This is a genomic window from Dactylosporangium sp. CA-139066 (assembly GCF_050936175.1).
Classification (GTDB): Bacteria; Actinomycetota; Actinomycetes; order Mycobacteriales; family Micromonosporaceae; genus Dactylosporangium.
Window position 1 is genome coordinate 6,398,216 of the sequence record NZ_JBNJNH010000001.1, and the last position, 24,734, is coordinate 6,422,949.

General features: G+C 72.4%; 23 protein-coding genes and 1 pseudogene. 14 read left to right on the forward strand and 10 right to left on the reverse strand.

What is annotated here, in order from left to right:
• Positions 1-343 precede the first annotated feature (343 nt).
• Together ACQEVU_RS29375 and ACQEVU_RS29380 are read right to left on the reverse strand one after the other, a co-directional pair.
• Positions 344-1,000, reverse strand: a pseudogene (locus ACQEVU_RS29375) (DUF2332 family protein); the annotation flags it as partial.
• Between the two features lie 64 nt (positions 1,001-1,064).
• Positions 1,065-2,258, reverse strand: a complete 1,194-nt coding sequence (locus tag ACQEVU_RS29380) for a Clp protease N-terminal domain-containing protein (RefSeq protein WP_433329120.1) — start codon at positions 2,256-2,258, stop codon at positions 1,065-1,067.
• Positions 2,259-2,588: 330 nt separating this feature from the next.
• Between ACQEVU_RS29380 and ACQEVU_RS29385 the strand changes: the two genes are divergently transcribed.
• Positions 2,589-2,879: a hypothetical protein gene (locus ACQEVU_RS29385; protein WP_433329122.1), complete on the forward strand. Its 291-nt coding sequence runs from the start codon at positions 2,589-2,591 to the stop codon at positions 2,877-2,879.
• Positions 2,880-2,886: 7 nt separating this feature from the next.
• Here the strand turns inward: ACQEVU_RS29385 and ACQEVU_RS29390 are convergent, their stop codons facing one another.
• Entirely contained in the window at positions 2,887-3,465 is a 579-nt protein-coding gene (locus tag ACQEVU_RS29390) for a TetR/AcrR family transcriptional regulator (protein ID WP_433329124.1), read from the reverse strand.
• Between the two features lie 86 nt (positions 3,466-3,551).
• On the opposite strand from ACQEVU_RS29390, the gene ACQEVU_RS29395 reads away from it, so the two are divergent.
• The 3 genes from ACQEVU_RS29395 (at position 3,552) to ACQEVU_RS29405 (ending at position 4,933) form a co-directional block, all read left to right on the forward strand.
• Positions 3,552-4,433 (forward strand): SDR family oxidoreductase, encoded by an 882-nt coding sequence (locus tag ACQEVU_RS29395; protein WP_433329126.1) that lies wholly within the window; start codon positions 3,552-3,554, stop codon positions 4,431-4,433.
• A 72-nt stretch (positions 4,434-4,505) separates the two neighbouring features.
• Positions 4,506-4,763, forward strand: coding sequence for a hypothetical protein (locus ACQEVU_RS29400; RefSeq protein ID WP_433329128.1), 258 nt, complete (start codon positions 4,506-4,508; stop codon positions 4,761-4,763).
• Positions 4,760-4,933 carry a hypothetical protein gene (locus ACQEVU_RS29405; protein WP_433329130.1) on the forward strand — a complete coding sequence of 58 codons (174 nt, stop codon included), beginning with the start codon at positions 4,760-4,762 and terminating at the stop codon, positions 4,931-4,933. The genes ACQEVU_RS29400 and ACQEVU_RS29405 overlap by 4 nt, the downstream gene beginning before the upstream one ends.
• Positions 4,934-4,998: 65 nt before the next feature.
• On the opposite strand, the gene ACQEVU_RS29410 is transcribed toward ACQEVU_RS29405, so the two are convergent.
• The gene (locus ACQEVU_RS29410) at positions 4,999-6,015 is read right to left on the reverse strand and encodes a LacI family DNA-binding transcriptional regulator (protein WP_433329132.1); all 1,017 of its coding nucleotides are present in this window, start codon (positions 6,013-6,015) and stop codon (positions 4,999-5,001) included.
• A 265-nt stretch (positions 6,016-6,280) separates the two neighbouring features.
• Here ACQEVU_RS29410 and ACQEVU_RS29415 point away from each other — a divergent pair, with 265 nt between their 5' ends.
• The 6 genes from ACQEVU_RS29415 (at position 6,281) to ACQEVU_RS29440 (ending at position 11,702) form a co-directional block, all read left to right on the forward strand.
• Positions 6,281-7,558 carry an ABC transporter substrate-binding protein gene (locus ACQEVU_RS29415; RefSeq protein WP_433329134.1) on the forward strand — a complete coding sequence of 426 codons (1,278 nt, stop codon included), beginning with the start codon at positions 6,281-6,283 and terminating at the stop codon, positions 7,556-7,558.
• Positions 7,559-7,623: 65 nt separating this feature from the next.
• Complete coding sequence (locus tag ACQEVU_RS29420) at positions 7,624-8,556, forward strand: carbohydrate ABC transporter permease (protein ID WP_433329136.1); 933 nt, start codon at positions 7,624-7,626, stop codon at positions 8,554-8,556.
• A gap of 10 nt (positions 8,557-8,566) precedes the next feature.
• A complete protein-coding gene (locus ACQEVU_RS29425) occupies positions 8,567-9,460 on the forward strand; it encodes a carbohydrate ABC transporter permease (protein ID WP_433329138.1) in 894 nt (297 codons plus the stop codon).
• Positions 9,457-10,872, forward strand: coding sequence for a GH1 family beta-glucosidase (locus ACQEVU_RS29430; RefSeq protein ID WP_433329140.1), 1,416 nt, complete (start codon positions 9,457-9,459; stop codon positions 10,870-10,872). Before ACQEVU_RS29425 ends, ACQEVU_RS29430 begins: the two co-directional genes overlap by 4 nt.
• 141 nt (positions 10,873-11,013) lie before the next feature.
• On the forward strand, positions 11,014-11,481 hold the full coding sequence (locus ACQEVU_RS29435; protein ID WP_433329142.1) for a hypothetical protein: 468 nt from the start codon (positions 11,014-11,016) through the stop codon (positions 11,479-11,481).
• A 2-nt stretch (positions 11,482-11,483) separates the two neighbouring features.
• Complete coding sequence (locus tag ACQEVU_RS29440; protein ID WP_433329144.1) at positions 11,484-11,702, forward strand: amidohydrolase family protein; 219 nt, start codon at positions 11,484-11,486, stop codon at positions 11,700-11,702.
• Between the two features lie 85 nt (positions 11,703-11,787).
• Here ACQEVU_RS29440 and ACQEVU_RS29445 read toward each other — a convergent pair whose 3' ends face one another.
• From ACQEVU_RS29445 to ACQEVU_RS29455, 3 genes are all read right to left on the reverse strand, one after another.
• The gene (locus ACQEVU_RS29445) at positions 11,788-13,191 is read right to left on the reverse strand and encodes a galactose-binding domain-containing protein (RefSeq protein WP_433329146.1); all 1,404 of its coding nucleotides are present in this window, start codon (positions 13,189-13,191) and stop codon (positions 11,788-11,790) included.
• 517 nt (positions 13,192-13,708) lie between these two features.
• Positions 13,709-14,737, reverse strand: coding sequence for a WxL protein peptidoglycan domain-containing protein (locus ACQEVU_RS29450; RefSeq protein WP_433329148.1), 1,029 nt, complete (start codon positions 14,735-14,737; stop codon positions 13,709-13,711).
• 62 nt (positions 14,738-14,799) lie between these two features.
• The gene (locus tag ACQEVU_RS29455; protein ID WP_433329150.1) at positions 14,800-17,142 is read right to left on the reverse strand and encodes an adenylyl cyclase; all 2,343 of its coding nucleotides are present in this window, start codon (positions 17,140-17,142) and stop codon (positions 14,800-14,802) included.
• Positions 17,143-17,437: 295 nt separating this feature from the next.
• On the opposite strand from ACQEVU_RS29455, the gene ACQEVU_RS29460 reads away from it, so the two are divergent.
• On the forward strand, positions 17,438-18,508 hold the full coding sequence (locus tag ACQEVU_RS29460; protein WP_433329152.1) for an ROK family protein: 1,071 nt from the start codon (positions 17,438-17,440) through the stop codon (positions 18,506-18,508).
• Positions 18,509-18,587: 79 nt separating this feature from the next.
• On the opposite strand, the gene ACQEVU_RS29465 is transcribed toward ACQEVU_RS29460, so the two are convergent.
• Positions 18,588-19,400, reverse strand: coding sequence for a MerR family transcriptional regulator (locus ACQEVU_RS29465; protein ID WP_433329154.1), 813 nt, complete (start codon positions 19,398-19,400; stop codon positions 18,588-18,590).
• Between the two features lie 79 nt (positions 19,401-19,479).
• Between ACQEVU_RS29465 and ACQEVU_RS29470 the strand changes: the two genes are divergently transcribed.
• Both ACQEVU_RS29470 and ACQEVU_RS29475 read left to right on the forward strand, forming a co-directional pair.
• The gene (locus ACQEVU_RS29470) at positions 19,480-19,824 is read left to right on the forward strand and encodes a nuclear transport factor 2 family protein (protein WP_433329156.1); all 345 of its coding nucleotides are present in this window, start codon (positions 19,480-19,482) and stop codon (positions 19,822-19,824) included.
• Positions 19,821-20,696, forward strand: coding sequence for an SDR family NAD(P)-dependent oxidoreductase (locus ACQEVU_RS29475; protein ID WP_433329158.1), 876 nt, complete (start codon positions 19,821-19,823; stop codon positions 20,694-20,696). The genes ACQEVU_RS29470 and ACQEVU_RS29475 overlap by 4 nt, the downstream gene beginning before the upstream one ends.
• Positions 20,697-20,752: 56 nt before the next feature.
• On the opposite strand, the gene ACQEVU_RS29480 is transcribed toward ACQEVU_RS29475, so the two are convergent.
• Positions 20,753-21,037, reverse strand: a complete 285-nt coding sequence (locus ACQEVU_RS29480; protein WP_433329160.1) for a hypothetical protein — start codon at positions 21,035-21,037, stop codon at positions 20,753-20,755.
• Between the two features lie 33 nt (positions 21,038-21,070).
• The gene (locus tag ACQEVU_RS29485) at positions 21,071-22,954 is read right to left on the reverse strand and encodes a sensor histidine kinase (protein WP_433329162.1); all 1,884 of its coding nucleotides are present in this window, start codon (positions 22,952-22,954) and stop codon (positions 21,071-21,073) included.
• A gap of 421 nt (positions 22,955-23,375) precedes the next feature.
• Here ACQEVU_RS29485 and gdhA point away from each other — a divergent pair, with 421 nt between their 5' ends.
• A complete protein-coding gene (gene gdhA, locus ACQEVU_RS29490) occupies positions 23,376-24,728 on the forward strand; it encodes an NADP-specific glutamate dehydrogenase (RefSeq protein ID WP_433329164.1) in 1,353 nt (450 codons plus the stop codon).
• The last annotated feature ends 6 nt before the right edge of the window (positions 24,729-24,734 follow it).

Below are 24,734 nucleotides of genomic sequence, written 5' to 3' on the forward strand. Positions count from 1 at the left end.
GTCTCATCCATGTTGTCCACGCCAGGTAGACGCCAGGTCGGATGCCAACTGGACTGAGACGGGACAACGGTGGCGTTGCCGTGACGGGTGTTGTCCGCGCTGCGTCGTGTGCCGGGGCAGAGCGGTGTCGGTCAGGCGGTGATGCGCGGGAGTCTGGCACGTGCGGCGTGAGAACGAGCGCCTGTTGAAGGCCGTTGTCGGCGAGAGGGCGGGTCAGCTCGTCGGGGCCCTCTGCCGTCGGGGGGATGGATGCAGCGTGACGAACCAGAACCACCTCGGTGTGCACCTGGGGACCTCCCATGGGCTGTTGGCGTGGTGCGGGTTCAGTCGACTCGGCTCCATAGGTCGTAGGGAACACCACCAGAGTCGCACCGGCGGGAGCCTGGGCGGCCAGGCCCCGCAGATCATCCACAAGGTCACCACGGGCCAGCAACGGTGGGTCAGCGGCAGCGATCGCGGCCGCGGCCCGCAGCCGATCCCGTCGGTGGTGGTGTTCCGGCCAGATCAGCGCCTCCAGCCAAGCGACGTCGGCCGGGTTGGTGACGTCGAGCGGGTTCAGGTCCAGGCCGGCCCGCCACACCACCTCGGGCAGGCGGGTTGGCGGTGCCGTACCGGTGAGGGCGCAGTCGAGGATCGGCCCGCTCGAGCCAATCTCATGATCGCCATAGCGGTAGGCGTAGCGGTCGGGATAGAGACTCAACCCGGCGGCGGTGCCGACCTCCAGCAACGCCAGCGGCTGGGGCAAAGAGGCAAGCACCGGCAGCAGCAGCGCGCACCGACCAATCTCATTGGTCTGCGTCGCCCGCGTGAGCAGTTCCGCCTCGATCACGGGCCAGTTCTCCACCGTGAAGTCACGGAACGCGGCCGGATCATCAACCGGACCGCCGAGCAGACGAACCACGCCGAGCAGCAGGTTCGGCTGCCGGTTCGGCGGTGGAACGGCGTGCAGCAGGGCCAGGACGGTCTTTTCTGGCCCGAGCCTAGCGGCGGTTGGGTCGATCGTCGGTGAGTGGGTACATGATCGAGGTTGCGGTCTCGACGGCGGAGGCGCCGGGGGTGGCGTGTCAACCCTGGCTGGTGGATGCGTGTCCGGCGATTGTTTCGGGGTTCGCGCCGATCCTGCGGAGCAGGCCGGCGGCTGGGTCGTCGCCGTCACGAAGCATGGTCACCAAGAGGTGTGTTGTGCCGGCGAAGGGATCACGTGCCTGCCGCGCTGCCGTGCTGGCCGAGCGCAGCGCGCGCAATGCGCCTGCGTCCAGCGGCGGCGTGGGGCGGCGGGTCTTCCGTTCCCGCGGCCAGCCTTTTGTCGGGACCGCTGCCGGGTCTGGGACAGGTTGCAGCGCGGGCGCTGACTGGGCCGCGGCCATGGTGGCGGCGAGCAGGGTGACGCCGTGCTCGCGCAGGATCTGACCGGCGGTGTTGTGGCGGGCGACCGGTTCCGGCAGCACCGCGCCCGCAGTGTGCAGCTGTTCGTGCAGGTCCAGCACGCTCAGGAGCAGTTCGACGGTCCCGGTGTGGGCGTGCCCGAGGCGGATGGCCTGTATGCCGGCGTCGTGTTCGACCAGTGCGAGGATGGGGTGGCCGTAGCGTGCTCCGTGCCGAAGGAAGGGTCGACGCATCGCCACGTACAGGCCGGCCGCTACGGCGGCACTCCAGGGCGGTTGCAGCATGCGGGGCGCGTTCGACGGCAGGACGCACAGCGCCTTGAGCGCCTGTGGTGCCCAGTCCGGTGGGTCGTCGCCGGCGCGGTACTTGGGTGCCTGACGGTCGAGAGCGAGGCCGTCGTGACCGACCACCCACATTTGCCTGGCGAGTTGGGCTGCAGCGTTGCCCGGCTCGGCGAAGATCGCGGCAAGCAGGTGACGTACGCCGGCCGGTACGCCGTCACGGCGGCTGGCCTCGTGGACGGCCTCGTAGACCGCGTGACGGACCAGTGGGGAGAACACGGCGACGCCGGGACCGCCGAGGTGGGCCGCCTCTCGCAGCGCCCCGTCGGCGAACACCGCCACCTGCTGATCGAAGGCGGGAAACAACCGGGACCGCTGCCAAGGTGGGTCGTCGTCGATCAGATCCCCGCGCTGCCGCCAGTCACGAGACCACGGTGGCGGGAACTGGCGCAGTTCCGGCACCCGCAGCACACCGCGCCGCAGCACTTCCGCTGAGCTGACCACGGTCTGCCCATGACGGACCGCCCGCCGGTACGCACCCTCCAGTGTCCCGACAAGACCACGACCTGGCCGCACACCCACCACGTCCACACCGTCGATTGTCGCCGCCGCGATCAACTGCCCCAGGGAAATCCGCCCCACACCGGCGACGTGCGGTTATCGGCGCATCGGGGCATCGGTGGTCGACCCTCACGATCACCGGCATATCGAACATGAGCGCGCACCGGGCAGCTGCAACTCCCGGCTGCGGGCACGGGCTGATGTGACCCACCAGTTTTGGGGGTAGAGCGTGGAAGTCTGTCCGATGGTCGATGCCGCCTTCCGTCGCTGGCCCCTTGACCAATTCGGCAGCCGCCTAACGCAACGGCGTTGATATAGAAGCTCCCCCTGCGTGGAAGGTGGCGCGAGGACCTGATCGCCGTGTTCGGTGCCTGCCGGCGGCTCATGAACCCGGGCGGCTGCACCATCGTCGCCCTGGCCGGGCTGCCGCCCCAGCAGACCTTCGTCCAGCACAGCACCGCGCTGATCCCAGCAGCGCAGCAAGCCGGCCTGGGCTGGCTGCAGCACATCGTCGCGATCACCGCACCGATCGTCGGGTCTTCACCGCCGCCCGTGCCACCGCGGCCGGAGTCCCCGGCATCGTCGCCGTGCGCGACGCCCTGCGGCACGCGGCGGGCGCGGTCGCCGCCGAGCGCGACGACGTCGGGCTGACGACCGGTCAGCCCAGCGACGCGCTCGCCGCGCGCAGCTCCTCGAGGGCCGCCAGGGCGTAGCCGGCGAGGTCGTCGTCGGCTTCGCGGTCGCCCTCGGACCATTCGGCGTACCCCCGCTTGAACGCGAGGACGCCCAGCTCACCGGCGAGCGCCGCGGTCGGGCCGGGCACGCCGCGCGCGGCCAGCGCGGCGGTCATCGCGGCCGCGAGGCTGACGCTCTTGAGAGCGTCGCGCTCCTGCAGCTCCGCGCTCGCGGCGACGGCCGCCTTCAGGCGCGGGCCGAGCTCGCGGTTCATCGGGCCCATCGCCGCCGAGGCGCGCTCGAGACCGGCGGCGACCGCCTGCAGCGGGGTGGCGTCCGCGGGCGCCTCGGCGATCCCCTCGGCCAGCAGCCGGCCCAGCGTCTCCTGCCCGGCGACCAGCAGCTCGCGCTTGTCGGCGAAGTGCCGGAAGAAGGTGCTCTTCGTGACCCCGGCGCGCTCGGCGATCTGCGCGACGGTCGTGGCGTCGTACCCCTGCTCGGTGAACAGGTCGACGGCGGCCACGACGAGGCGCTCGCGCGCGCCTGGTTCCCACCGAGCCATGGGCCACATCATAGTGATGAGACTTCTGTCCCGTCACCCTGCTACTGTGATGGGACAAAGGTCCCGTCACTTGCAAGGGGTGTTCCATGCGCGTCTTCATCACCGGAGGCACCGGCCTGATCGGCTCCGCCGTCGTCGCCGAGCTGCTCGGCAACGGCCACACCGTCCTCGCCCTCGCCCGCTCCGACGCCTCCGCGCTGGCCGCCGAGCAGGCCGGCGCCGAGACGATCCGGGGCGGCCTCGGCGACCTCGACGTCCTGCGCGCCGGCGCGGCGCAGGCCGACGGGGTGATCCACCTGGCGTTCAGCAACGACTTCAGCAGCGCCGAGGCCGTCGCCCGGTCCGTCGCCGAGGAGGGCGCCGCCCTCGCGGCCTTGGGCCAGGAGCTCGTGGGCAGCGACCGTCCACTGGTCACGGCCTCCGGAACGCCGTACGCGCCGGGCCGCGCGTCCACCGAGTCCGACCCGGTGCCGACCGACGGGCTGGTCGGCGGCCGCGGCCGCTCGGTCACGGCGGTGCTGGACCTCGCCTCGCGCGGCGTGCGCAGCACGGCCGTCCGCCTGCCGCGCACCGTCCACAACGAGGGCACCGGCGGGTTCGCCGGCCTGCTGACCAACATCGCCCGCAGCAGCGGCGTGTCCGGCTACCCCGGCGACGGCACCCAGCGCTGGCCGGCCGTGCACGCGCTCGACGCGGCGGTGCTGTTCCGGCTCGCCCTGGAGCAGGCGCCGGCCGGCACCGCCTGGCACGCGGTGGCCGACGAGGGTGACCAGGTGCGCGACATCGCCGCCGTCATCGGGCGGCGCCTGGGCCTGCCGGTCCAGTCGGTGCCCGCGGAGACCTACGGCCCCCTCGGCCAGATCTTCGCGACCGACCAGCCCTCGTCCAGCGCCCACACCCGCCAGGCGCTCGGCTGGACGCCGAAGCACCCCAGCCTGCTGGCGGACCTGGAGAACATCCAGCCCTGAGCATCGACGGGTCACCGGTTGTTTACCCGGAGCCCGGGGCGGGTTTCACCCGGGCATCGACAGCATGGCGACATGACTTCAGATCAACAGACGTCGTCCGAGTCCGGCGAGAAGTCCGGCCAGCTGTCGCGGCGGGGGCTCTTCGCCGGTACCGGCGGGGCCGCGGCCCTGGCGGCGGGCGGCAGCGCGCTGCTGCCCGGCGGCACCGCGTTCGCGCACGACGGCACGCCGCTGTTCTGGCACCAGCCGGGGCGGACCGGGGCGCCGGAGGTGCACGGCGTGCACCTGACGTTCGGCGCGGACCCGTCGCGCGAGATGGTCGTGTCGTGACGACGCCGACGTCGGTCTCCGCGGCGTTCACCGTCGACCCGGGCAACCACCCCGGCGACGCCACCCGCATGGAGGTCACCTACTACTCGGTGTCCGGCCCGTTCGGCGCGCTGACGGCCGTGGACTCGTTCACGCTCGTCCGTCCGCGCCGCGACGGCGGCCGCCACTGACCCTGCCCGGGAGCGCACGGCCCGGACGGCCCGGGGCCCGGAGACACATGTCCTCAGGGCCCCGGTCAGGTAGAGCCGCGCACGACCAGCGTGGTGGGCAGCGCCGTGGGTTCGCAGGGCTCGTCGGCGCCGCGGAGCATGGCGACGAGGGATTCGGCGGCCGCGGTACCGAAGCCGGCCTTGTCCTGGGCGACGGTCGTGAGGCCGGGCGGGATGAGCGCAGCGACGTCGATGTCGTCGAAGCCGACGACCGCGACGTCGTCGGGCACCCGCAGGCCGGCCTCGGCGATGGCGCGCATGGCGCCGATCGCCATCTCGTCGCCGGCGGCGAACACGGCGGTCGGCGGTTCGGCGAGCGCGAGCAGCCGGCGCATCCCGGCGTGGCCGCCGTCGAGGTAGAAGTCGCCCTCGACGACGTACTGCTCGGGCAGCGCGAGGCCGGCTCCCGCCAGTGCGGCGCGGAAGCCGGTGAGCCGCTCGGCCGCCGGCCAGGTGCGCTGCGGGCCGGTGATGGTGGCGATGCGGCGGTGGCCGCGCTCGATGAGGTGGCGCGCCGCGAGCGCGGCGCCGCCGGCGTTGTCGGACGTGACGTAGGTGGCCGTGGGGCCGTCCACCCGCAGGTCGAGGGCGACGCACGGCACGCCGGCGTCGGCGAGGTCGAGCACGGCGGGGTCGCGGTCGCCGTTGTCGATGATGACGAGGCCGTCGAGGTTGTGCCGGCGCACGGCGCGCAGGTAGCGCTGCCGGGCGTCCGGTCCGGCCGCGTCGGTGGCGGCGGCGAGCATGAGCAGGTGCAGCCCGTGGCCGCTCAGCGCCGTCTTGAGCGCGACCAGGATCTCCTGCAGGAACGGGTGCCGCCAGCCGGGCCGGCGGTGGTCGGTGTCCCAGACCAGGCCGACGAGGTGGGACTTCTTCGTGGCGAGGGTGCGGGCCGACTCGTTGGGCAGGTAGCCGATCTGCACGGCGACGTCGAGGATGCGCTGCCGGGTCTCCTGGCTGACGACTTCCGGGGTGTTGAAGACGCGCGACACGGTGGCGACGGAGACGCCGCAGTGCCGCGCCAGCTCTCTGATGGTGGCCATGGCGCGCTTTCTTGTAACCGGTTTCAGGACCGTAGCAGCGTCGGCGCCGACCGGTCAAGCAGGCATTCGCCGTTATCGTTTCGAGACTTGACAATGCCCCTCCGGACCGGGCCAGACTGGGAACGGAAGCGCTCCCATGCGGCAACCGCCTGAGCCGGCGCGCGCTTCGATCAATCAGCGTTGCACCCCACACACCTCAAGTGGCACGGCGATGTAACCGGTTACATGTAACCGGTTACATCCCTGCCGGAAAGGACGCAGGCGCATGCCCCGCTTCAGACTGGTGCGCACGGTGACCGTGGCCGTGACCGCTGTCGCGGCCACGGCCACCGTGCTGGCCGCGTGCGGCACGAACAGCGGCACCGGCGGCAGCAACGGCCCGATCACCCTGACGGTCAACCTGTTCGGCAACTTCGGGTACAAGGACCTCTACGCGCAGTACGAGAAGGACCACCCGAACGTCAAGATCCAGGAGCGCACCGCCGCGTACAACGACCACCACCGCGACCTGGCCACCCACCTGGCCGCCGGCTCCGGTGCCGGGGACATCGAGGGCATCGACACCGGGTTCATCGCCCAGATGCGCGAGCGGGGCAACCTCTTCGTCGACCTGGGCACGGACCGCCAATCGGAGTACCTCGACTGGAAGTGGAAGGCGTCGCTGACCAAGGACGGCAAGCAGATCGCCTACGGCACCGACGTCGGCGGCCTGGCCATCTGCTACCGCCGCGACCTGTTCGAGAAGGCGGGCATGCCCACCGACCGCGACCAGGTGTCGGCCGCCTGGCGCGGCGGCTGGGACAGGTACATCGAGTTCGGCAAGCAGTACGCGCAGAAGGCCCCGGCCGGCAGCGCCTTCTTCGACGGCGGCGGCCAGCTGTTCAACGCGATCATCGGCCAGGCGTCGGTGGGCTACTACAGCGACGACAACAGCGTCGTCGTGGCCACCAACCCGGAGGTCCGCTCGGCCTGGAACCTGACGGTGCAGGCGATCCAGAGCAACCTGTCGGCGAAGCTGATCGGCAGCTCCCAGGAGTGGAACAACGGCTTCGCCAAGGACCAGTTCGCCACGATCGCGTGCCCGGCCTGGATGATGACGAAGATCAAGGACCAGTCGAAGCAGGCCGCCGGCAAGTGGGACGTGGCGGCGGTGCCGGGCGGCGGCGGCAACTGGGGCGGCTCCTACCTCGCCGTGCCCAAGCAGGGCAAGCACATCGCCGAGGCCAAGACGCTGGCCGCCTGGCTGACCGCGCCCGAGCAGCAGGGCAAGGTGTTCACCTCGCAGGGCAACCTGCCCTCGACCCCGGCGCTGTACGACAAGCCCGAAATCGCCGGGTTCAAGAGCGACTTCTTCAACAACGCCCCGGTCGGCCAGCTGTTCACCACGGCCGCGAAGCAGCTCAAGCCGCAGTACCAGGGCCCCCGGGCCGGCGACATCCAGACGACGATCCGCGACGCCCTGGTCCGCATCGAGCAGGGGAAGCAGACGCCCGACGAGTCGTGGAAGCAGATGGTCGGCGACGTGGAACGCCTCGCCAAGTAGCCGCACCATCCCCGCCGGCGGCGGCCGCCCGTGCCGCCGCCGGCCCCGGCGACGAAGGATCGACGATGGCCACCTATCTGCACCAGGCCCGCCGGGCCGGCCTGAGCCGGCTCGACACGAAGGGCTCCCCCTACCTGTACATCCTGCCGTTCTTCCTGCTCTTCGCCGCGTTCGGGCTGTTCCCGCTGCTCTACACGGCCTACGTGTCGTTCAACGACTGGGACCTGCTGGACTCCGGCGCCCACCACTGGGTCGGCCTGGCCAACTACGCCGAGCTGATCCGGGACCCGTACTTCTGGAACGCGCTGGGCAACACGCTGAGCATCTGGCTGCTGTCCACGGTGCCGCAGCTGGCCGCCGCGCTGTGGATCGCCCACCTGCTCAACCACCGGCTGCGGGCGCGCACCGCGCTGCGCATGGGCATCCTGCTGCCCAACGTCACCTCGATCGTCGCGGTGACGATCGTGTTCACCCAGCTGTTCGGCCGCGACTTCGGGATGGTCAACTGGGCCCTGGGCCTGCTCGGCGCCGGGCCGATCGACTGGCAGGCCGACACCTGGAGCTCCCACCTGGCCATCGCCGTCATCGTGGCCTGGCGGTGGACCGGGTACAACGCGCTGATCTTCCTCGCCTCGATGCAGGCGATCCCCAACCACCTCTACGAGGCCGCCGACCTCGACGGTGCGACGCAGGCCCAGCAGTTGCGCCGCATCACCGTGCCGATGCTGCGCCCGACGATCATCTTCACCACCCTGATCTCGACCATCGGCGGCCTGCAGATCATGGCCGAGCCGCTGCTGTTCGCCAGCTCTCAGACCCCGACCGGCGGCTCCGACCGGCAGTTCCAGACGGTCGCGCTGTTCATGTACGAGCAGGGGTTCCGGGAGTTCCGCTTCGGCTACGCCTCCGCGGTCGCCTGGACGCTGTGCCTGCTGATCGTCGTCGTCGCGGCCGTCAACCTCGTGCTGACCCGGCGCATCGCCAACGACGAGGAGTGAGGAGATGGCCATGACCACCCTCGCGGACCCGCAGACGCCGGTCGCCGCGCCGCCACCCCGGCCGGCCCGGCGCCGGCGCGGGTTCGGGTACCCCCGCAAAGGCTCGATCTGGACGTACGCCGCCCTGCTGGCCGTCGTCGCCGGGTCGGTCTTCCCGCTGTACTGGTCCCTCGTGGTGTCCTCGCAGACCCCCGACGCGGTCACGCAGGTGCCGCCGGCGCTCGTGCCCGGCGGCCACCTGTTCGACAACATCGCCCGGGTCTTCGACACGACCGACTTCGGCCTCGCGCTGCTCAACTCGTTCATCGTCAGCGGCTCGGTCACCGTGTCGGTGGTGTTCTTCTCCACCCTGGCCGGGTTCGCCTTCGCCAAGCTGCGCTTCCGCGGCCGCCGGTGGCTGCTCGCGCTGGCCGTCGGCACCTCGATGGTGCCGCACCAGCTGGGCGTCATCCCGCTGTACATCATGATGGCCGATCTGGGCTGGACCGGGCACCTCGCCGCCGTCATCGTCCCGGGCCTCGTCACCGCGTTCGGCGTGTTCTTCATGACGCAGTACCTCGGCCGCGCGGTGCCCGACGAGCTGCTCGAGGCCGGCCGCGTCGACGGCTGCGGCACCTTCCGCCTGTACTGGCACGTGGTGCTGCCCGCCGCCCGCCCCGCGGCGGCGGTGCTGGGCCTGTTCACGTTCATGCAGGCGTGGAACGACTTCTTCTGGCCTTTGGTGGTACTGCAGGACAACCCGACCGTGCAGGTCGCCCTGTCGGCCCTGGCCAGCGGCTACACCACCGACTACACGCTGACGCTGACCGGCACGCTGCTGGCCACGCTGCCGATCCTCGTCGTGTTCATGGTCCTCGGCCGCCAGATCGTCGGCGGCATCATGCAGGGAGCGGTCAAGGGATGAGCCTCACCTACGACGACACGAGCGCCGCCCACGCGCCGGCCACCCTGCCCGAGGTCCCGGCCGGTTTCGTGTGGGGTACGGCCACGGCGGCGTACCAGATCGAAGGCGCGGTCGACGTCGACGGCCGCGGCGAGTCGATCTGGGACGTGTTCTGCCGCCGCCCGGGCGCCGTCGCCGGCGCCGCGTCCGGCGCGGTGGCCTGCGACAGCTACCACCGCTGGCGCGACGACGTGGACCTGCTGGCCGGCCTCGGCGTCGACGCCTACCGGTTCTCCGTCGCCTGGCCACGCATCCTGCCCGCCGGGCGCGGCGAGATCAGCCCGGCGGGCCTGGACTACTACGACCGGCTCGTCGACGCCCTGTGCGAACGCGGTATCCGGCCGTTCGTCACCCTCTACCACTGGGACCTGCCGCAGGCGCTCGAGGACGGCGGCGGCTGGCGGACGCGGGACACCGCCGACCGGTTCGCCGAGTACGCCAGCCTGGTCGCCGGCGCCCTGCAGGACCGGGTCCGGGACTGGATCACGCTCAACGAGCCGTACTGCTCCTCGATCGTCGGCTACGCCGAGGGCCGCCACGCCCCCGGCGCCACCGAGGGGCACGGCGCGCTGGCCGCCGCGCACCACCTGCTGCTCGGGCACGGCCGGGCGGTCGCCGCGATCCGGGCGGCCGCCGGCGCGCGGGCCCGCGTCGGCATCACGCTCAACCTCTCCCCCGTCGTGCCGGCCACCGACAGCGACGCCGACCGCGCGGCCGCGCACCGGCTGGACCTGATGCTCAACCGCCAGTTCACCGACCCGGTCCTCGGCGGCGCCTACCCCGACGGCTTCGAGCGGCTGTACGCCGGCGTCAGCGACCTGTCGTTCCGGCGCGACGGCGACCTGGAGCGCATCTCGGTGCCCCTGGACTTCCTCGGCGTGAACTACTACTACCGGCTGCACGCCGCCGACGCCCCGCACGCGCAGCCCGACCCGGCCCGGCGCAGCGCCGCCGACATCGGCGTGCGGCAGGTGCAGCCGGGCGGCGTGGCCACCACCGGGCTCGGCTGGCCGATCGAGCCGGCGGGGCTGTTCGACACGCTGACCGGCCTCGCCGGCCGCTTCCCGAAGCTGCCCCCGGTGTACATCACCGAGAACGGCTGCGCCGAACTGCGCGACAATCCGGACCCGGACCCCGAACGGATCGCGTTCATCGCGGAGCACCTGAGCGCGGCGGCCCGGGCGGCGGCCGCCGACGACCGGCTCGACCTGCGCGGCTACTTCTACTGGTCGCTCATCGACAACTTCGAGTGGGCCCGCGGGTACGGGCCGCGCTTCGGCCTCGCGCACGTCGACTACGCCACCGGCACCCGCACGCCGAAGGCCAGCTACCACTGGCTGCGCGACCGCATCCGCGCCCGGCGCGGGCGCTGAGCACCCGGGCGGCGGCCGGCGCGGTGCGGCAGCACGTCACTGAGCCGGACCGGCGCCCGGCGCAGCGACCGGCCGACGACCTGCCGGACCGCCCGCAGCGGTGTCCACCCGCGCCGGCGCCCGCTGACTAGACTCGCGTGGATGATCGTGTTGGCGAACGCGCGGGTCGTGACGCCGCGGCGGGTGCTCGATCCGGGGTGGCTGGTCATCGACGGCGCGACGATCGCCGGGGTCGGCGCCGGCGACCCGCCCGCGGCCGACGGCGAGCGGCACGACCTCGAGCGCCGCTACGTGCTGCCGGGCTTCGTCGACCTGCACATGCACGGCGGCGGCGGGGCCCAGATCACCACCGACGACCCGGACGAGATCCTCGCCGCGATCGCGTTCCACCAGCGGCACGGCACGACCCGCACCCTGGCGAGCCTGGTCACCGACGAGCTCGACCGGATGGCCGCGGCGACGAGGACCGTCGCCGGGATCATGCGCGGCACGGGGCCGGGTCCCATTGTGGGGGTACCAACGGCGACTTCCATCTCGGCCCGGTCCCGATCTTCGCCCGCGACGGCCGGGTCACGCTCGCCGACGGCACCCTCGCGGGCAGCACCCTGACCATGGACGCCGCCGTCCGCCACGCCGTGCGGTGCCTGGGCCTGCCGATCCAGCAGGCCGCGATCGCCGCCGCCACGACGCCGGCCACCGTGCTCGGCCTGGGTCAGCGGACCGGCAGCCTGCACCCCGGCAAGGACGCCGACCTCGTCGTGCTCGGCGAGCAGCTCGACATCCACGCCGTGGTGGCCCGCGGCGTCCTGACCCACGGAACGCTGCCCTGACGCGCCGGCACCCGGGCGGCACGGGGCCCCGCAACGGCCGGGGCGCCGGGCGGTCGGCCCGGCGCCCCGGTCGGGCGTGGTGGACTCAGCTACCGAACACCTGGAACTCCCAGAGCGAGTAGCCGTACTGCGTGGCCCGCTGGGTGCCGTTCATCCGGACGTACCGGCCGGAGCCGGAGACGTTCAGGGTCTGCACTCCCCCGGTGCCGGTGGTCGTGCTGTAGATCGTGGTCCAGTTGGTGCCGTCGTTGGAGGTCTGGATCTGGAACGCCTTGGCGTAGGCGGCCTCCCAGTTGAGCGTGACCTTGTTGATGGTGTGGGTCCCGCCGAGGTCGACGCGCAGCCACTGCGGGTCGCTGAACGCGCTCGACCAGCGGGTGCCGGTGTTGCCGTCGGTGGCGTTGCCCGCGGCGGTGCCGGCGTTCTCCTGCGAGGAGGCGGTGGTCGGCCTGCCCTGCGAGAGGTTGCCCGCCGGCGGCGTGGTGGTGCCGCCCTTCTTGTTGTAGACGGCGACCCAGTCGATGTTCATCTGGCCGCCGGAGATGGTGCTGGCGTTGGGGCCGCCACCGAACGCGTCGGGGAAGCCGCCGCCCATCGCAAGGTCGTAGATGATGAAGAACGGGTGGTGCACCGCGTTGTTCCACGTCGTCGCGTCCACCCGCGTCGCCGGCAGCGTGAAGTAGTTGGCACCGTCGAGGTACCACCGGATCTCCTCCGGCGACTTCGACCGGTCGATCTCCACCGCATACGTGTGATACCCGGTCTGACACCCGGCACACGCACGCTCACCACTGCCCAGACCGGTCGACTCGTTGCACGGACCACCCGGGTTCGTCCCGCAGTGCAGCGTCCCGAACACCGAGCTACGCCCGTTGATGTCCTCCAGAATGTCGACCTCACCACTGGTCGGCCACGGCGTGCCGGTCCGCAGCGTCGAACCGAGCATCCAGAACGCCGGCCAGTACCCCGCCCCGTTCGCCGTCGTCACATTGGGCTGCTGAATCGACGACTCCATCCGCACCACCTCGCCGGCGTTGGCACCGAAGGTGGCGGCCTGCGTCTCGATGCGGCCCGAGGTCCAGCCGGCCCGCGGGTCGGTGCCCGAGTGCAGGGCCCGCAGCACCAGGTGCCCGTTGCCGTCCTGGAACACATTGGCCGTGCTGTTGGTCATCGTCTCGATCTCGCCCGTGCCGAACGTACTGCCCGGCCCGGTGTCGTACTTCCACGTACCCGTGTTCACGCCGGTGCCCGCAGCGCCGTTGAACTCATCGCTCCAGGTCAGCGTGAACCCGGCCGGCGGAACGGGCGCGGCCGCGGCCGCCAGCTGCGCCACCTGCGTCCCGGCGCCGGCCTTCGCACCACTGCCGGTACCGGCATACGCGACGGCCGTGACGGCGACCAGGGCCAGCGTCGCCGCGGCGGTGACACCGGCGGCCCAGCTCTTGACCCGGCGCGGCGGGCGCGGGTCCTGTTGTTCGGGGGTGTGCATGGATCTCCTCGGGAGCGTGTGCCCGCCCGGCCGCATGACGGTCTGGCCGTCGAGGGCGGTTCGGCGGGGCGGGCAGTGATGGATCTCTGGTGGGGTTAGAGAGCGCTCTCTTGGGAACGCTACCAACCTCTCCCCCGGCCGCGTCAAGGGCTGATTCTGTTGAGGAGAGCGTTTTCCTGGCTCGTGACGCGGACATGGCAACGACGTGCCCGGCACCACCGGACACGTCGCTACCCATCGATCAGCTTGAGGTTAGGGCGGACTTCGCCAGCGGTCAATATATGAGTTGGCTTAAGTCGTAAGAATCCCGCTCAGCCGGCTCACACCCCCGTCGGCGACGAAACTCGACGGCGCAGCCCAGCAGCAAGTTGCTGGACGGCCCGTACCCTGGCGGGTCGACGTGCGCGGGTGGACGCGCAGCGCCGGATGGCGGCCGTGCGGCGGGCCTGCGAGCGGCTGCCCGAACGGGAGCTCGAGCAGCCGCAGCAGTTCGTTGGAAAGATCCAGAAGCCGAACGTTACCTCGCGTCGATCGGCGTGGGCTCGCCGGCGAGGGCCGCCTCGACCGCGGCGGAGATGGCCGCCGCGACGCGCCGCTTCGACCGTCGCCGCAGCGCGAGGACGCCAGCCGCTGCGGCGGCGATGCCCGCGAGTACCAGCAGCTGGCCCCACGGTACGGTCCATAGCGCCGTCGTGGCGCTCGCGCGCGGCACCGGGTCGGTGGTCGCGCCGGTCGGGACGAGGTCGATCCGGGCGGTCAGCCGGGTGGCGGGCCACACCCCGCGCACGGTGACGGTTCGGGTGAGGGCGTTGCCGGGCAGGATCTCCGGCAGTTCGTCGGCGGCGTCGCGGGACAGCAGGCCGAACGGGCCGGCGACGGTCGCCTGTTCTCGCCCGGCGAGCCGGACGTTGCCGGTGTTGCGGACCGTGTACGTGATCCGGACCGGGCCGGTGCCGAGGGGGTTGACGGTGCCGGCGTACTCGGCGTGGACATCGGTGACCGTGAGCGCCGGGCGCAGCGTGCCGCTCACCCGGGCGTACACCCGCGAGCCCAGCCGGTGCTCGACCCGCACGCCGCCGGCCGCCGCCTCGTCCACGAGGGTCGTGACCAGGCCGCCGACGTGGTCACCGGGGGTGGCGTCGGCCGGGACGGTCAGGGTGAACGGGACAGTGACCGCCGCGCCGGCCGCGACGGTGACGGTGTCGGCAGAGACTTTGATCCAGGCGCCGACGTCCTTCGGCGTCGTGCCGGTCGGCTGCAGGTCGATCCCGCCGGTACGGGTGGTGAAGGCGTCGCCGGCGTAGACGCGCAGGGTGATCGGCGCGGCGCCGTGGTTGGCCACGACGATGCCGTCGGCGATCCTCGTGCCCGGATCCAGCCCGTACTCGAAACGGGCCCGGCCGGTGCCGAACGCGTTGGCGGCGGGCGCGACGCCCCAGGACACCACGCCGCCGGCGGGCTGCGCCACGGCCGGTGCGGCGGGCAGTACGAGCGGCAGCGCCACGGCGGCGAGCGCGGCGACGGCGGACGCGAGGGCTCTTCTCATCGGTGCCTCCGATAGGGTCCCGCGGCGCCCCCGCGAACCGGGGGGCGCCGCGGGTGGTGCGGTCAGCTGAGCGCGGTCAGGGTGAGCGTGGCGGTGTACGTGCCGGGTGCGGTGTCGACGGGCACCCGCAGGTCGAGGTCGGCGCCGAGGGTCGCGGTGCCCTTGGCGTGGCCGTCGACCGCGGAGCCGAGCAGCGACGCGTCGGCCAGGCCGTTGCCGCTGGTGAGGCCCGCGGCCACGGCACCGCCGGGCACCGCACCGGCGCCGCCGGTGACGAGGCGCGGGGTCCAGCCGAGGTACCGGCCGGGCAGCCCGCCCGTGAAGTCGCCGACCTGGCCGGAGAGCGACCAGGCGGGTCCGCCGGCGCGGGTGTCGGTCACCTTCACCGGCTTGAGCTGGCCGCTGGACTGCAGGAAGGTGCCCATGTTCGCGGCGTTGGACAGCACGACGGAGTGGTCGACGGCATCGATCGTCCAGGAGAACTCGCCCGGCGCCTCGACGATGGTCGCGGTGATCGTCTGCTGGTCCGGTCCGCCGCCGGGGGCCGGCGGGTCGGGCGTACCGGCGGGCGGGTAGGACCGCAGGTACTTCGTCGCCGTCGCGTCGTTGCCCTTCAGGACCGCGCCGCCGACGTTGTTGACGATATTGTCGATTCCGCCGCTGCCGTTGAGGAACCGGGTGACGGTGTTGTTGAAGCGCACGGTGCTCCACTTCGGCGCCTCGATCGCGGCGTGCAGGTGGATGTCGGCGCCCTGGTTGAAGAACGAGTAGACGCCGAGGCCGTACGCCTGGTGGCTCGTCACGCCGGCGCCGACCTTGTACGAGGCGAAGCCCGGCTGCGTGGCGTCGGTCCAGGCGTCCTGGCTCGGCGGGTCGTACGGCGTCTCGCTCTGGTAGAACACGGTCCTGCCCCCGTTGCCGTTCCACACGACCTGGTTGTGCTGGAAGTGCTCGACGAACAGCCCGGTGGCGGTCACGTTGTCGCCGTTGACGACGAGGCCGTGCGCGGCGGTGTTGACCGTCCAGGCGGCGCCGGTACCGTGGTCGGCCCGCCACGCCCAGATGTCGTCGAGGAGGACGTTGGCGGAGTTGACCTCGATCGCGGTACCGGCCCGGCCGACCTGCGGCCCGCCGACGCGGACGAACACGTCGGAGAGGGTCGTCGGGTCGGTGGCGCTGGACTGCTTGGCGCCGGCGGGGCCGACACGCACCAGTACCGGCGAGGGCGTCGCGCCCGCGTCGACGGTGATCCCGGCGAGCTTCACGCCGGCCACGTCCCCGACGGTGATCGCGGCGTTGCCGGCGGTCGGCGCCAGGGTCGCCATGCCGAGGCCCAGGACGACGGTTCCGGGCCGGTTCACGGCGATGGCCTGGTTCAGGGCGTAGACGCCGGGGGTGAGGATGAGGTTCTTGCCCGCCTGCAGCTGCGCGTTGATGGTCGCCGCGCTGTCGGCCGGCTTGGCCAGGTAGAACGTGCCGATCGGCAGCGAGCTGCCGGTCTGCGTGCCGGTCTGCCAGCCGGCCCCGGCGGTGTTCGGCTTGGCGTCGGGTACGAACACGGCGTACCCGTCGGACTGGTTCCAGGTCAGGTAGGGCGCCGGCCGGGAGACCGGGGTGGTCGCCAGCGTGGTGAACTTGCTGTGCGCGAGGTCGCCGGACGGGCTGTCCGGGAAGTCCTGGGCGGGGGCGCCCTGGACGCCGGAGAACACCATGTTCCACACGCCGCCGTTCCAGGTGCCGATCGAGCTGTCGCGGGTGTACCACTGCTGCTGGGAGCCGGACAGGATCGTGCCGGAGACGCGTGAGTCGGCGAGGTAGCCGCCGCTGGCGTACTCGCCGTACCGTCCCATCAGCGTGAGGTTGCCGCGGATGTCGACCTGGCGCAGCGGTGCGGCCTGCGACACCGCCCAGCGCAGCTGGTGCGGGTCGGCGCGGGCCGGGTCGATGGCCGGCGCGTTGGGGTCGATCGGCCGCTGGATCGGGTTGATCGCGAGGTTGCTCATCGACCGCCAGAACCGGGTGAGCGAGCCGGGCGACTGGTGATTCCACGGGTCGGTCTCGGCGCCGTGCACCGCGTCGACGTGCAGCGCCCCGTTGATGAGCACGTCGCCCGGATTGGCGCCGAGACCGCCGACCGTCTCGTAGTAGCCGACGGTGCCCAGCACGATGCCGGTGGCGGTGAGCGGATTCGCCGCGCCGGCGTCCGAGCCGTACGTGCCGGGCTTGAAGAAGATGGCGTGCCGGGCGGTGCTGAACTCGGACTCCCCCGAGGCGGCGGCCAGCACGGCGTTGATGGCGTCGACGGACATGGATTGATCGATGATGGTCACGTTCGGGCCGAAGTCCGGCTCGTCGGGCGCCGCGGCGGCGGGTACCGCCACGAGCGCCGACCCGGCCAGCGCCACGGCGGCGACGAGCCCGGTTCGTGTGACGCGCCTGGTTCGGGGCCTGGCGCGGGAAAGCGGCGGGAACACTCGCGTGCCTCTCCCTTGTTGAGAGCGCTCTCGCGACCGCGCTCCGAACACCCGCGAGAGCTCGTGAATCACGGATTGCGCGGCACCGGCACTGCGGGACGGCGGGGAGCCCGGGGTCGCGCCGTCGACGGTAGGCCGACCTTTCGTCCACCGGCAGGACGAAATGAACAGCCGATTGCCGCGGGCACGTAAGCTGCCGAGACTCCATGCACGAAAGGAGCCGCGGATGCAGTCCACCACCCGGCGAACCGTGCTCGAGCTGGTCCATCGTGGCCACGCCCGCACCCGCCACGACCTGTCCCGGCTGATCGGGCTGTCCCGCAGCGCCGTCGCCCAGACGGTCGCGGAGCTCGTCGCCGAGGGGCTGCTCGCCGAGCACGCGGCGGACCGCCCGCCGCGCCGGGGCCGCCCCTCGACGCAGCTGAGGCTGGTACCGCACCGCGGCTGGGTGGGCGCCATCGACCTCGGGCACCGGCACGTCGGCGTGGCGGTCGGCGACATGCACCACGACGTCGTCGACGAGCGGCGGGTGAGCTGGCGGGTCGACGGTTCGGCCTCGGACGCGCTCGCGCTCGCCCGGACCATGCTCACCGAGGCCCTCTCCAGGCACGGCCGCAGCCGCCGCGACCTGTGGGCGATCGGCGTGACCGTACCGTTCCCGGTCGTCGACCGGACCGTCCGGCCGATCGGCAGCGTCCCCGGGTGGGACGGCGTACGCCCCGCGGAGCTGCTGCGCCTGCCGCCGGCGACGACGGTCATCGTGCACAACAGTTCGGACCTCGGCGCGTGGGGCGAGTACGTGCACGCCGCCGCCCCGCCGGTGCGCAGCCTGATCTACGTCAGCGCCGGCGACGGGGTCGGCGGCGGCCTGGTCATCGACGGGCGGATTTTTGTGGGCACGCACGGCGTCAGCGGCGAGATCGGGCACGTGCCGGTGCCCGGGTGCCGGCTGCGCTGCCGCTGCGGGCGTACCGGGTGCCTCGACGCGCTCGTCAGCGTGGCCCGCGACGGCACCCCGTCCGGCATGCGGGCCGCCGGCCGGGCGGTCGGGGCCGCGCTGGCGCAGGTCGCCACGTTCGTTGACCCGGACGTGGTCGTGCTCGGCGGCGTGCTCGGCAGCACCGACCCGGCGTTCGTGCGCAGCGCCGAAGACGCGTACGCGCGGCACGAGCCGTCGCGCCGGGTCACGTTCACCGCCGCCCGGCTGGGCCTCCGCTCGGCGCTGTGGGGCGCGTTCGACCGGGCGACGCACGAGGCGTGGGCGGGGGCGTCGCTCGCATCGGCCCGCCGCCGCTGACTACCTCGAACCGATACCGGGATCCGCCGATGGTACGTCGACGAACGTGGCACCCGGGGCGGGCACGGCAATCCGGGCGTCATGCCGGGGCCAGACGGAAGATCGGCCAGCCGATCTCGGTGCGCCAGCGGGCCGGGTCGGCGGTGTCGCGCGGCCCGACCGTGTACGTCTCGTGGATCGGTCCGTCGACCGTCAGCGCATGCTCGACGACCCAGGCGCCCAGCCGCCCGTAGGTGACGTCGATGTCGTCGTGCGGACCCGGGTGCACCGTGACGGCCAGCTCGGCCGCGGGCAGCTCCAGCACCTGAATGCGGCCGGACGGGCGGGGCGTGCGCACCGGGCGGTACACCGTCATCGCGCCCGCTCCCTCGGTGAACAGCTCGTTGGCGTAGCGGCCGCCCGGCGGGCCGGTGCGCTCCGGCGCCGGATACGCCGCGTCCAGCTCGGCCATCGCCCCGTCGTACCACGGCACGGACTCCTCCAGCCGCACCTCGGCGCTGACGGCGGCGACCGTGCGCGCCGGCACCGAGCGCAGCTCGACGCGCAGCTGCGGGTCGGCGGGGCGCAGCAGCTGGCGCAGGGCGGCGACGGCGCCGCGGGTGCGATCCAGCGCGTCCTCCAGCCGGCGCAGGTGCTCCGCGACCAGCTCGGTCCGCGCCCGCGGGTCGTCGGTGGCGAGGATCGCCTTGACGTCGGCCAGCGGCACGTCGAGCTCGCGCAGCCGGTGGATGACCTGCGCGGGCGGGATCTGCTCCGGGGAGTAGTAGCGGTACCCGGTGTGCGGGTCGACCGCCGCCGGCTCCAGGAGGCCGGCCTCGTGGTAGCGGCGCAGCGTCCGCACGCTGAGGTGGGTCACCGTGGCGAACTCGCCGATCGTCAGGCCTGCACGCATGTCCTCACTCTGCACCCTCTCCCCGGGGGAGGGTCCACGCCCTTGACCCTCCCCCGGGGCGAGAGCGGACGGTGGGCACATGCAACCCATCGCACCGGACGAACTCCCCGACGTGATCCGCACGTACCTCGACGCCCACCGGGCCCGCGACCTCGACGCCGCCGTCGCGCACCTCACGCCGGACGCGGCGGTGACCGACGAGGGACACACGTATCGCGGCCCCGACCAGATCCGCGACTGGCTTTCCCGCGCGGCGAGCGAATACTCGTACACGATCGAGCTCGTCGGGGCGTACCGCTCGGACGAACGGACCTTCGACGTGGTGCACCACCTGGAGGGTGACTTCCCGGGTGGCGTCGTGGACCTGCACTTCCGCTTCGCGCTGCGCGACGGCCGGATCGCCCGGCTGGTGATCGAGCCGTGAGGACCTGGTTCATCACCGGCGGCACCCCGGGCGGGTTCGGGATGGCCTACGCCGAGGCGGCGCTCGAGGCCGGGGACCGCGTCGTGCTCACCGCCCGCCGGACCGAGCCGCTGCGCGCATGGGCCGAAGCCAATCCGGATTCGGTACTCGTAGTGCCCCTCGACGTCACCGACCCCGCCCAGGTGGAGGAGGCGGTGGCGGCCGCGGAGGCGCGCTTCGGCGGCATCGACGTGCTGGTGAACAACGCCGGCCGCGGCTGGGTGGGGTCGGTCGAGGGCATGCCCGGCGCCGCGGTCCGCGATCTGTTCGAGCTGAACTTCTTCGCGGTGCTGACCGTCACGCGCGCGGTGCTGCCGGGGATGCGCGCCCGCGGTACCGGCTGGATCGTGAACATGTCGTCGGCGGCCGGGCTGCGGGGTGTGCCCGGCTTCGGCTACTACGCCGCCGCCAAGCACGCGATCGAGGGCCTCACCGCCACGCTGCGCGAGGAGGTGGCCGGCCTCGGCATCCGCGTGCTGGCGGTCGAGCCGGGCGCGTTTCGCACCCGGGCGTACGCGGGCTTCGCCGGCGAGCCCGTCCGCGAGCCGATCGCCGACTACGCGCCGCTGCTGGAGGGGGTCCGCGCCGCGATGATCGCCCAGGACGGGCGCCAGCCGGGCGACCCGCGCCGCGGCGTACGCGCCGTGCTGGCGGCGATGCGCCAGGACCCGCCGCCGCACCGGCTGGTCCTCGGCGCGGACGCGTTCGACGCGGTCACCGGCACCCTGGAGGCGGCCCTGGCCGACATCCGCGCGAACGAGACCCTGTCCCGCGGCGCCGACCACCCCCGCACCGGCGCCGCGTCCTCACCGGCGCAGCGCCCGCGCACCTGAGACCGGCGGCAACCTGGTCACGGTGTGGCGGCCACCCGCCACCTGACGCCGGATCGCTAGGCCGGGTTGGGCGCGCTGTCGCGAGCCGCGATGGCCAGTGCGAGGAACGCGCGGAAGCGCTCGTACTCGGCCGCGTCCATGGTGAGCCAGGCGCCGGAGAGGACCTGGTCGCCGTACGCCGGCCCGATCTGGACCTTGACCCGATCGCCCTTGGGCTTGACGGAGACGCCCAGGAACGCCACGTGGACGCGCCTCGAGTCCTCGTTGCCCCGGTGGAAGATCTCCAGGACCCGGCCTTCGAGCAGCAGGATGTAGGCCTCATGTATGAATTCGGTCGCCATGGTGCTGCAAGGTTAGCCGAGCCGGCCCGCTGATCAACGCGGGCGGGCCAGCTCGGCTGCCTCGCGCTGCCGGCACTGGCCGTCCACCGGCAGTTGCGCGCTGAGGGACGTACCGCGGCCGGCCGGGCTGCTCACCGTCAGCGTGCCACCGAGCGCCTCGACGCGGTCGCGCAGGCCGGCCAGGCCGGAGCCGTGGCGCGGGTCGGCGCCGCCGGCGCCGTCGTCGCGGACGGTCACGCGGACAACCTCGCCCTGCGCCGCTCCGTCCACCGCCGGCTCGGCGGGAACGATGTCGAGCTCCACGTCGATCGCCGTGGCGCCGGCGTGCTTGACCGAGTTGGCCAGCGCCTCCGACACCACGTAGTAGGCGGCGACCTCGACGTAACTGGGCAGGCGGCGGTTCGGCCCCGGACTGACCACCGTCGGCACCGGGCAGCGGCGGGCGAGCGCCTTGATCGCGGGGCCCAGCCCGCCCTGCGAAAGGATCGCCGGATGGATGCCACGGACGATGCGCTGCAGGTCGTCGAAGACGCCGGAGAGCCCCGCGGCGGTGCTCGACAGCCGGGACCGCAGCTCGCCGGCGTCCGGAGGAACCAGCTCCTCGGCGGCGCGCAGCTCGAGCCCGAGCGAGACGAGCCGCTGCTGCACGCTGTCGTGCAGGTCGCGTTCGATGCCCCGGCGGGCCTCGTCCGCGGCGAAGACGAGCCGCGTACGTGACGCGTTGAGCTCCGCGCGGCTTTCGGTGTTGGCGATCGCGGTTGCGACGAGATCGGTGAACTGCGCGAGCTCCTGCTCGATATCCGGTGGCGGTGCGCCGCCCCGGCCCCACAGGGCGACGAGGACACCCCAGACCTTGCCGTCGACGACGATCGGCGCGCCGACGGAGGCGTAGAAGCCCATGGCGCGGGCGAGGTCGGCGAGCTGGCCGCTGCGGCCGTCGTACGCGTCCATGCGGGCCGGACGGGAGTCGCGCAGCACCATCTCCGAGACACCGCCGGCGGAGTCGAGCCGTTTGCCCAGCATGGACTCGGCTCCTGGCTTCCTGGTGTACTCGGCGACGACGGCCACCGTCCGGCCACCTTCCCAGCGCACGACCGCCGTGGCATCCGCATTGAACAGCTCGGCCGCCTCGGCGGCGACCGCGGCGACGATCTCGGCGGGAGCGACGCCGGTCGCCACGAGCACCGCCACCCGCCGCAGCACCGCCTGTTCGTTGAGCAGCGCCGCCGACTCGGCGCGACTGGCCTGCAGCGATCTGCCGGCCCGCAGCACCGTCGCCAGCCCGGGCACCACCCCGTCCCGCAGGCGGCGCAAGGTACGGTCCGGCAGGTCCGCGGGGACGACGAGCGCGCCCGGCTGTAACGGCAGCTGGATCCGGCCATCGCTGTGCGGGACCGTGCCGAGCTCGATCTGCGCCCACGGCAGCTGCATGGCATGCGCGATCCGGTCGGAGGCTTCCGGGAGTACCGCTGCCACATCGTCGGCGCCGAGGATCAGCCGGGTCAGCTCGGCGACCGTGTCGGTCTCCCGTCGTCGTTCGACGGTCTCGACCGCCCTGGCCCGGGCCAGCTGCGCCACCGAGCTGGCGACCCCGGCGACCATGAGGTACACCGAGAGCCCGAGCCAGTCGCGCCAGTCCTCCGTTTCGAAGCGCCCGACCGGTGGGGTGTGGAAGTAGTCGAATGCGATCGCGCTGAGGATCGACGTCGCCACGCCCAGCCACAACCCCCATACCGTGGAGACGACCACCACACCGAGCAGGTAGACGACGGCCAGGGCGCCGACCGGGGCGGTCTGCCGGAGCGGGTACACCAGCAGGGTCTCCACGACGACGAACCCTGCGCCGACTGCGATCCCAGTGGTGGCTGGCGGCGGGCTCGGCCGTACCAGCCACGCCGCCAAGCGTCCCTGCATCATGGGCTGACTTCCTGAGCACCTCGGTTCCGCCGTATCGGGGCAGGCAGCGCCGATCGAGCGAACGCGACCACTCAACGCTATGGCGACGCTCGCCGAAGGCCGGCCCCCTTGACAGTCGGGTCGCCGCGGACCACCCGTTGATTCACCCCTCCGGTCTCGCGGTAGTCAGAACGACACTGATCGGCCGGCCACCCGTCACGCTGCGGCGCGCACGACGCGTTGTGCGACACGCCGGACCGGGCCCGGTCGCGCCGCAGCCGCCGCAGGTGCGATCATGATGTACCGACGCGTAACACCTTGGAAATATCGTTGTAACCCCCACGAACCGCCGGCGCCGCCTCGAACAGCCTGATACCTATCCACAACGGCGTGGACGTCTCGCTACTGGCATTGCCGATGCCCGGACGACCACACCGGAGGGATGACCGTGTCAACACGGGAGAAGCTTGATTCGATTTTCGATACGGTGATGCACCGCAACCCCGGCGAGCACGAGTTCCATCAGGCGGTCCGGGAGGTGCTCGACAGCGTCGCCCCCGCGCTGGACAAGCACCCCGAGTACGCGCACGCCAAGATCATCGAGCGGATCTGCGAGCCGGAGCGGCAGATCATTTTCCGGGTGCCGTGGGAGGACGACCGGGGCGAGGTCCACATCAACCGCGGGTTCCGCGTCGAGTTCAACTCCGCGCTCGGCCCCTACAAGGGCGGCCTGCGGTTCCACCCGTCGGTCTACCTCGGGATCGTGAAGTTCCTCGGGTTTGAGCAGTTGTTCAAGAACGCCCTGACCGGCATGCCGATCGGGGGCGGCAAGGGCGGGTCGGACTTCGACCCGAAGGGCCGCTCCGACCGCGAGGTGATGCGGTTCTGCCAGTCGTTCATGACCGAGCTGTACCGCCACATCGGCGAGTACACCGACGTGCCGGCCGGCGACATCGGCGTCGGCGCCCGGGAGATCGGCTACCTGTTCGGGCAGTACAAGCGCATCACGAACCGGTACGAGTCCGGGGTGCTCACCGGCAAGGGCCTTGTCTACGGCGGCGCCCAGGTGCGGCGCGAGGCGACCGGCTACGGCGCGGTGTTCTTCGCCGAGGAGATGCTGCGCACCGCCGGCGACAGCATCGACGGCAAGCGGGTCGTGGTGTCCGGCTCGGGCAACGTGGCGATCTACGCGATCGAGAAGGTGCACGAGCTCGGCGGCACGGTGGTCGCCTGCTCCGACTCGACCGGCTATGTGCGCGATGACCGGGGCATCGACCTGTCGGTCCTCAAGGAGCTCAAGGAGGTGCAGCGGGAGCGCATCGGGGAGTACGTCCGCCACCGCCCTCACGCGACCTTCGTCCCCGGCGGGCGCGTGTGGCGGGACGTGCCGTGCCTGGTCGCCATTCCGTGTGCCACGCAGAACGAGATCGACGCCGACGATGCGGCCGCCCTGATCGCCGGGGGTTGCACGGTCGTGGTGGAGGGGGCGAACATGCCGACGACGCCGGCGGCGGTACGCCTGTTCACCGAGGCCGGTGTGCAGTTCGCTCCCGGCAAGGCCGCCAACGCGGGCGGGGTGGCGGCCAGCGCGCTGGAGATGCAGCAGAACGCCAGCCGCGACTCGTGGACGTTCGACTACTCCGAGCAGCGGCTGCGCGGCATCATGCGTGACATCCATGCGCGCTGCCACGCCACCGCGGAGGAGTACGGCATGCCGGGCAACTATGTCGCCGGCGCCAACATCGACGGGTTCCGGCTGGTGGCCGAGGCGATGCTGGCGCAAGGCCTGATCTGACGGCGG

What these genes read in the sequence shown, in the direction of transcription:
- ACQEVU_RS29445 (WP_433329146.1), bottom strand. Translation starts at nt 13,191, where the DNA reads ATGCACACCCCCGAACAACAGGACCCGCGCCCGCCGCGCCGGGTCAAG.
- ACQEVU_RS29390 (WP_433329124.1), bottom strand. Translation starts at nt 3,465, where the DNA reads ATGGCTCGGTGGGAACCAGGCGCGCGCGAGCGCCTCGTCGTGGCCGCC.
- ACQEVU_RS29430 (WP_433329140.1), top strand. Translation starts at nt 9,457, where the DNA reads ATGAGCCTCACCTACGACGACACGAGCGCCGCCCACGCGCCGGCCACC.
- ACQEVU_RS29415 (WP_433329134.1), top strand. Translation starts at nt 6,281, where the DNA reads ATGCCCCGCTTCAGACTGGTGCGCACGGTGACCGTGGCCGTGACCGCT.
- ACQEVU_RS29485 (WP_433329162.1), bottom strand. Translation starts at nt 22,954, where the DNA reads ATGATGCAGGGACGCTTGGCGGCGTGGCTGGTACGGCCGAGCCCGCCG.
- ACQEVU_RS29410 (WP_433329132.1), bottom strand. Translation starts at nt 6,015, where the DNA reads ATGGCCACCATCAGAGAGCTGGCGCGGCACTGCGGCGTCTCCGTCGCC.
- ACQEVU_RS29470 (WP_433329156.1), top strand. Translation starts at nt 19,480, where the DNA reads ATGCAACCCATCGCACCGGACGAACTCCCCGACGTGATCCGCACGTAC.
- ACQEVU_RS29425 (WP_433329138.1), top strand. Translation starts at nt 8,567, where the DNA reads ATGACCACCCTCGCGGACCCGCAGACGCCGGTCGCCGCGCCGCCACCC.
- ACQEVU_RS29420 (WP_433329136.1), top strand. Translation starts at nt 7,624, where the DNA reads ATGGCCACCTATCTGCACCAGGCCCGCCGGGCCGGCCTGAGCCGGCTC.
- ACQEVU_RS29395 (WP_433329126.1), top strand. Translation starts at nt 3,552, where the DNA reads ATGCGCGTCTTCATCACCGGAGGCACCGGCCTGATCGGCTCCGCCGTC.
- ACQEVU_RS29440 (WP_433329144.1), top strand. Translation starts at nt 11,484, where the DNA reads ATGGACGCCGCCGTCCGCCACGCCGTGCGGTGCCTGGGCCTGCCGATC.
- ACQEVU_RS29450 (WP_433329148.1), bottom strand. Translation starts at nt 14,737, where the DNA reads ATGAGAAGAGCCCTCGCGTCCGCCGTCGCCGCGCTCGCCGCCGTGGCG.
- ACQEVU_RS29465 (WP_433329154.1), bottom strand. Translation starts at nt 19,400, where the DNA reads ATGCGTGCAGGCCTGACGATCGGCGAGTTCGCCACGGTGACCCACCTC.
- ACQEVU_RS29400 (WP_433329128.1), top strand. Translation starts at nt 4,506, where the DNA reads ATGACTTCAGATCAACAGACGTCGTCCGAGTCCGGCGAGAAGTCCGGC.
- ACQEVU_RS29480 (WP_433329160.1), bottom strand. Translation starts at nt 21,037, where the DNA reads ATGGCGACCGAATTCATACATGAGGCCTACATCCTGCTGCTCGAAGGC.
- gdhA (WP_433329164.1), top strand. Translation starts at nt 23,376, where the DNA reads ATGACCGTGTCAACACGGGAGAAGCTTGATTCGATTTTCGATACGGTG.
- ACQEVU_RS29460 (WP_433329152.1), top strand. Translation starts at nt 17,438, where the DNA reads ATGCAGTCCACCACCCGGCGAACCGTGCTCGAGCTGGTCCATCGTGGC.
- ACQEVU_RS29435 (WP_433329142.1), top strand. Translation starts at nt 11,014, where the DNA reads ATGATCGTGTTGGCGAACGCGCGGGTCGTGACGCCGCGGCGGGTGCTC.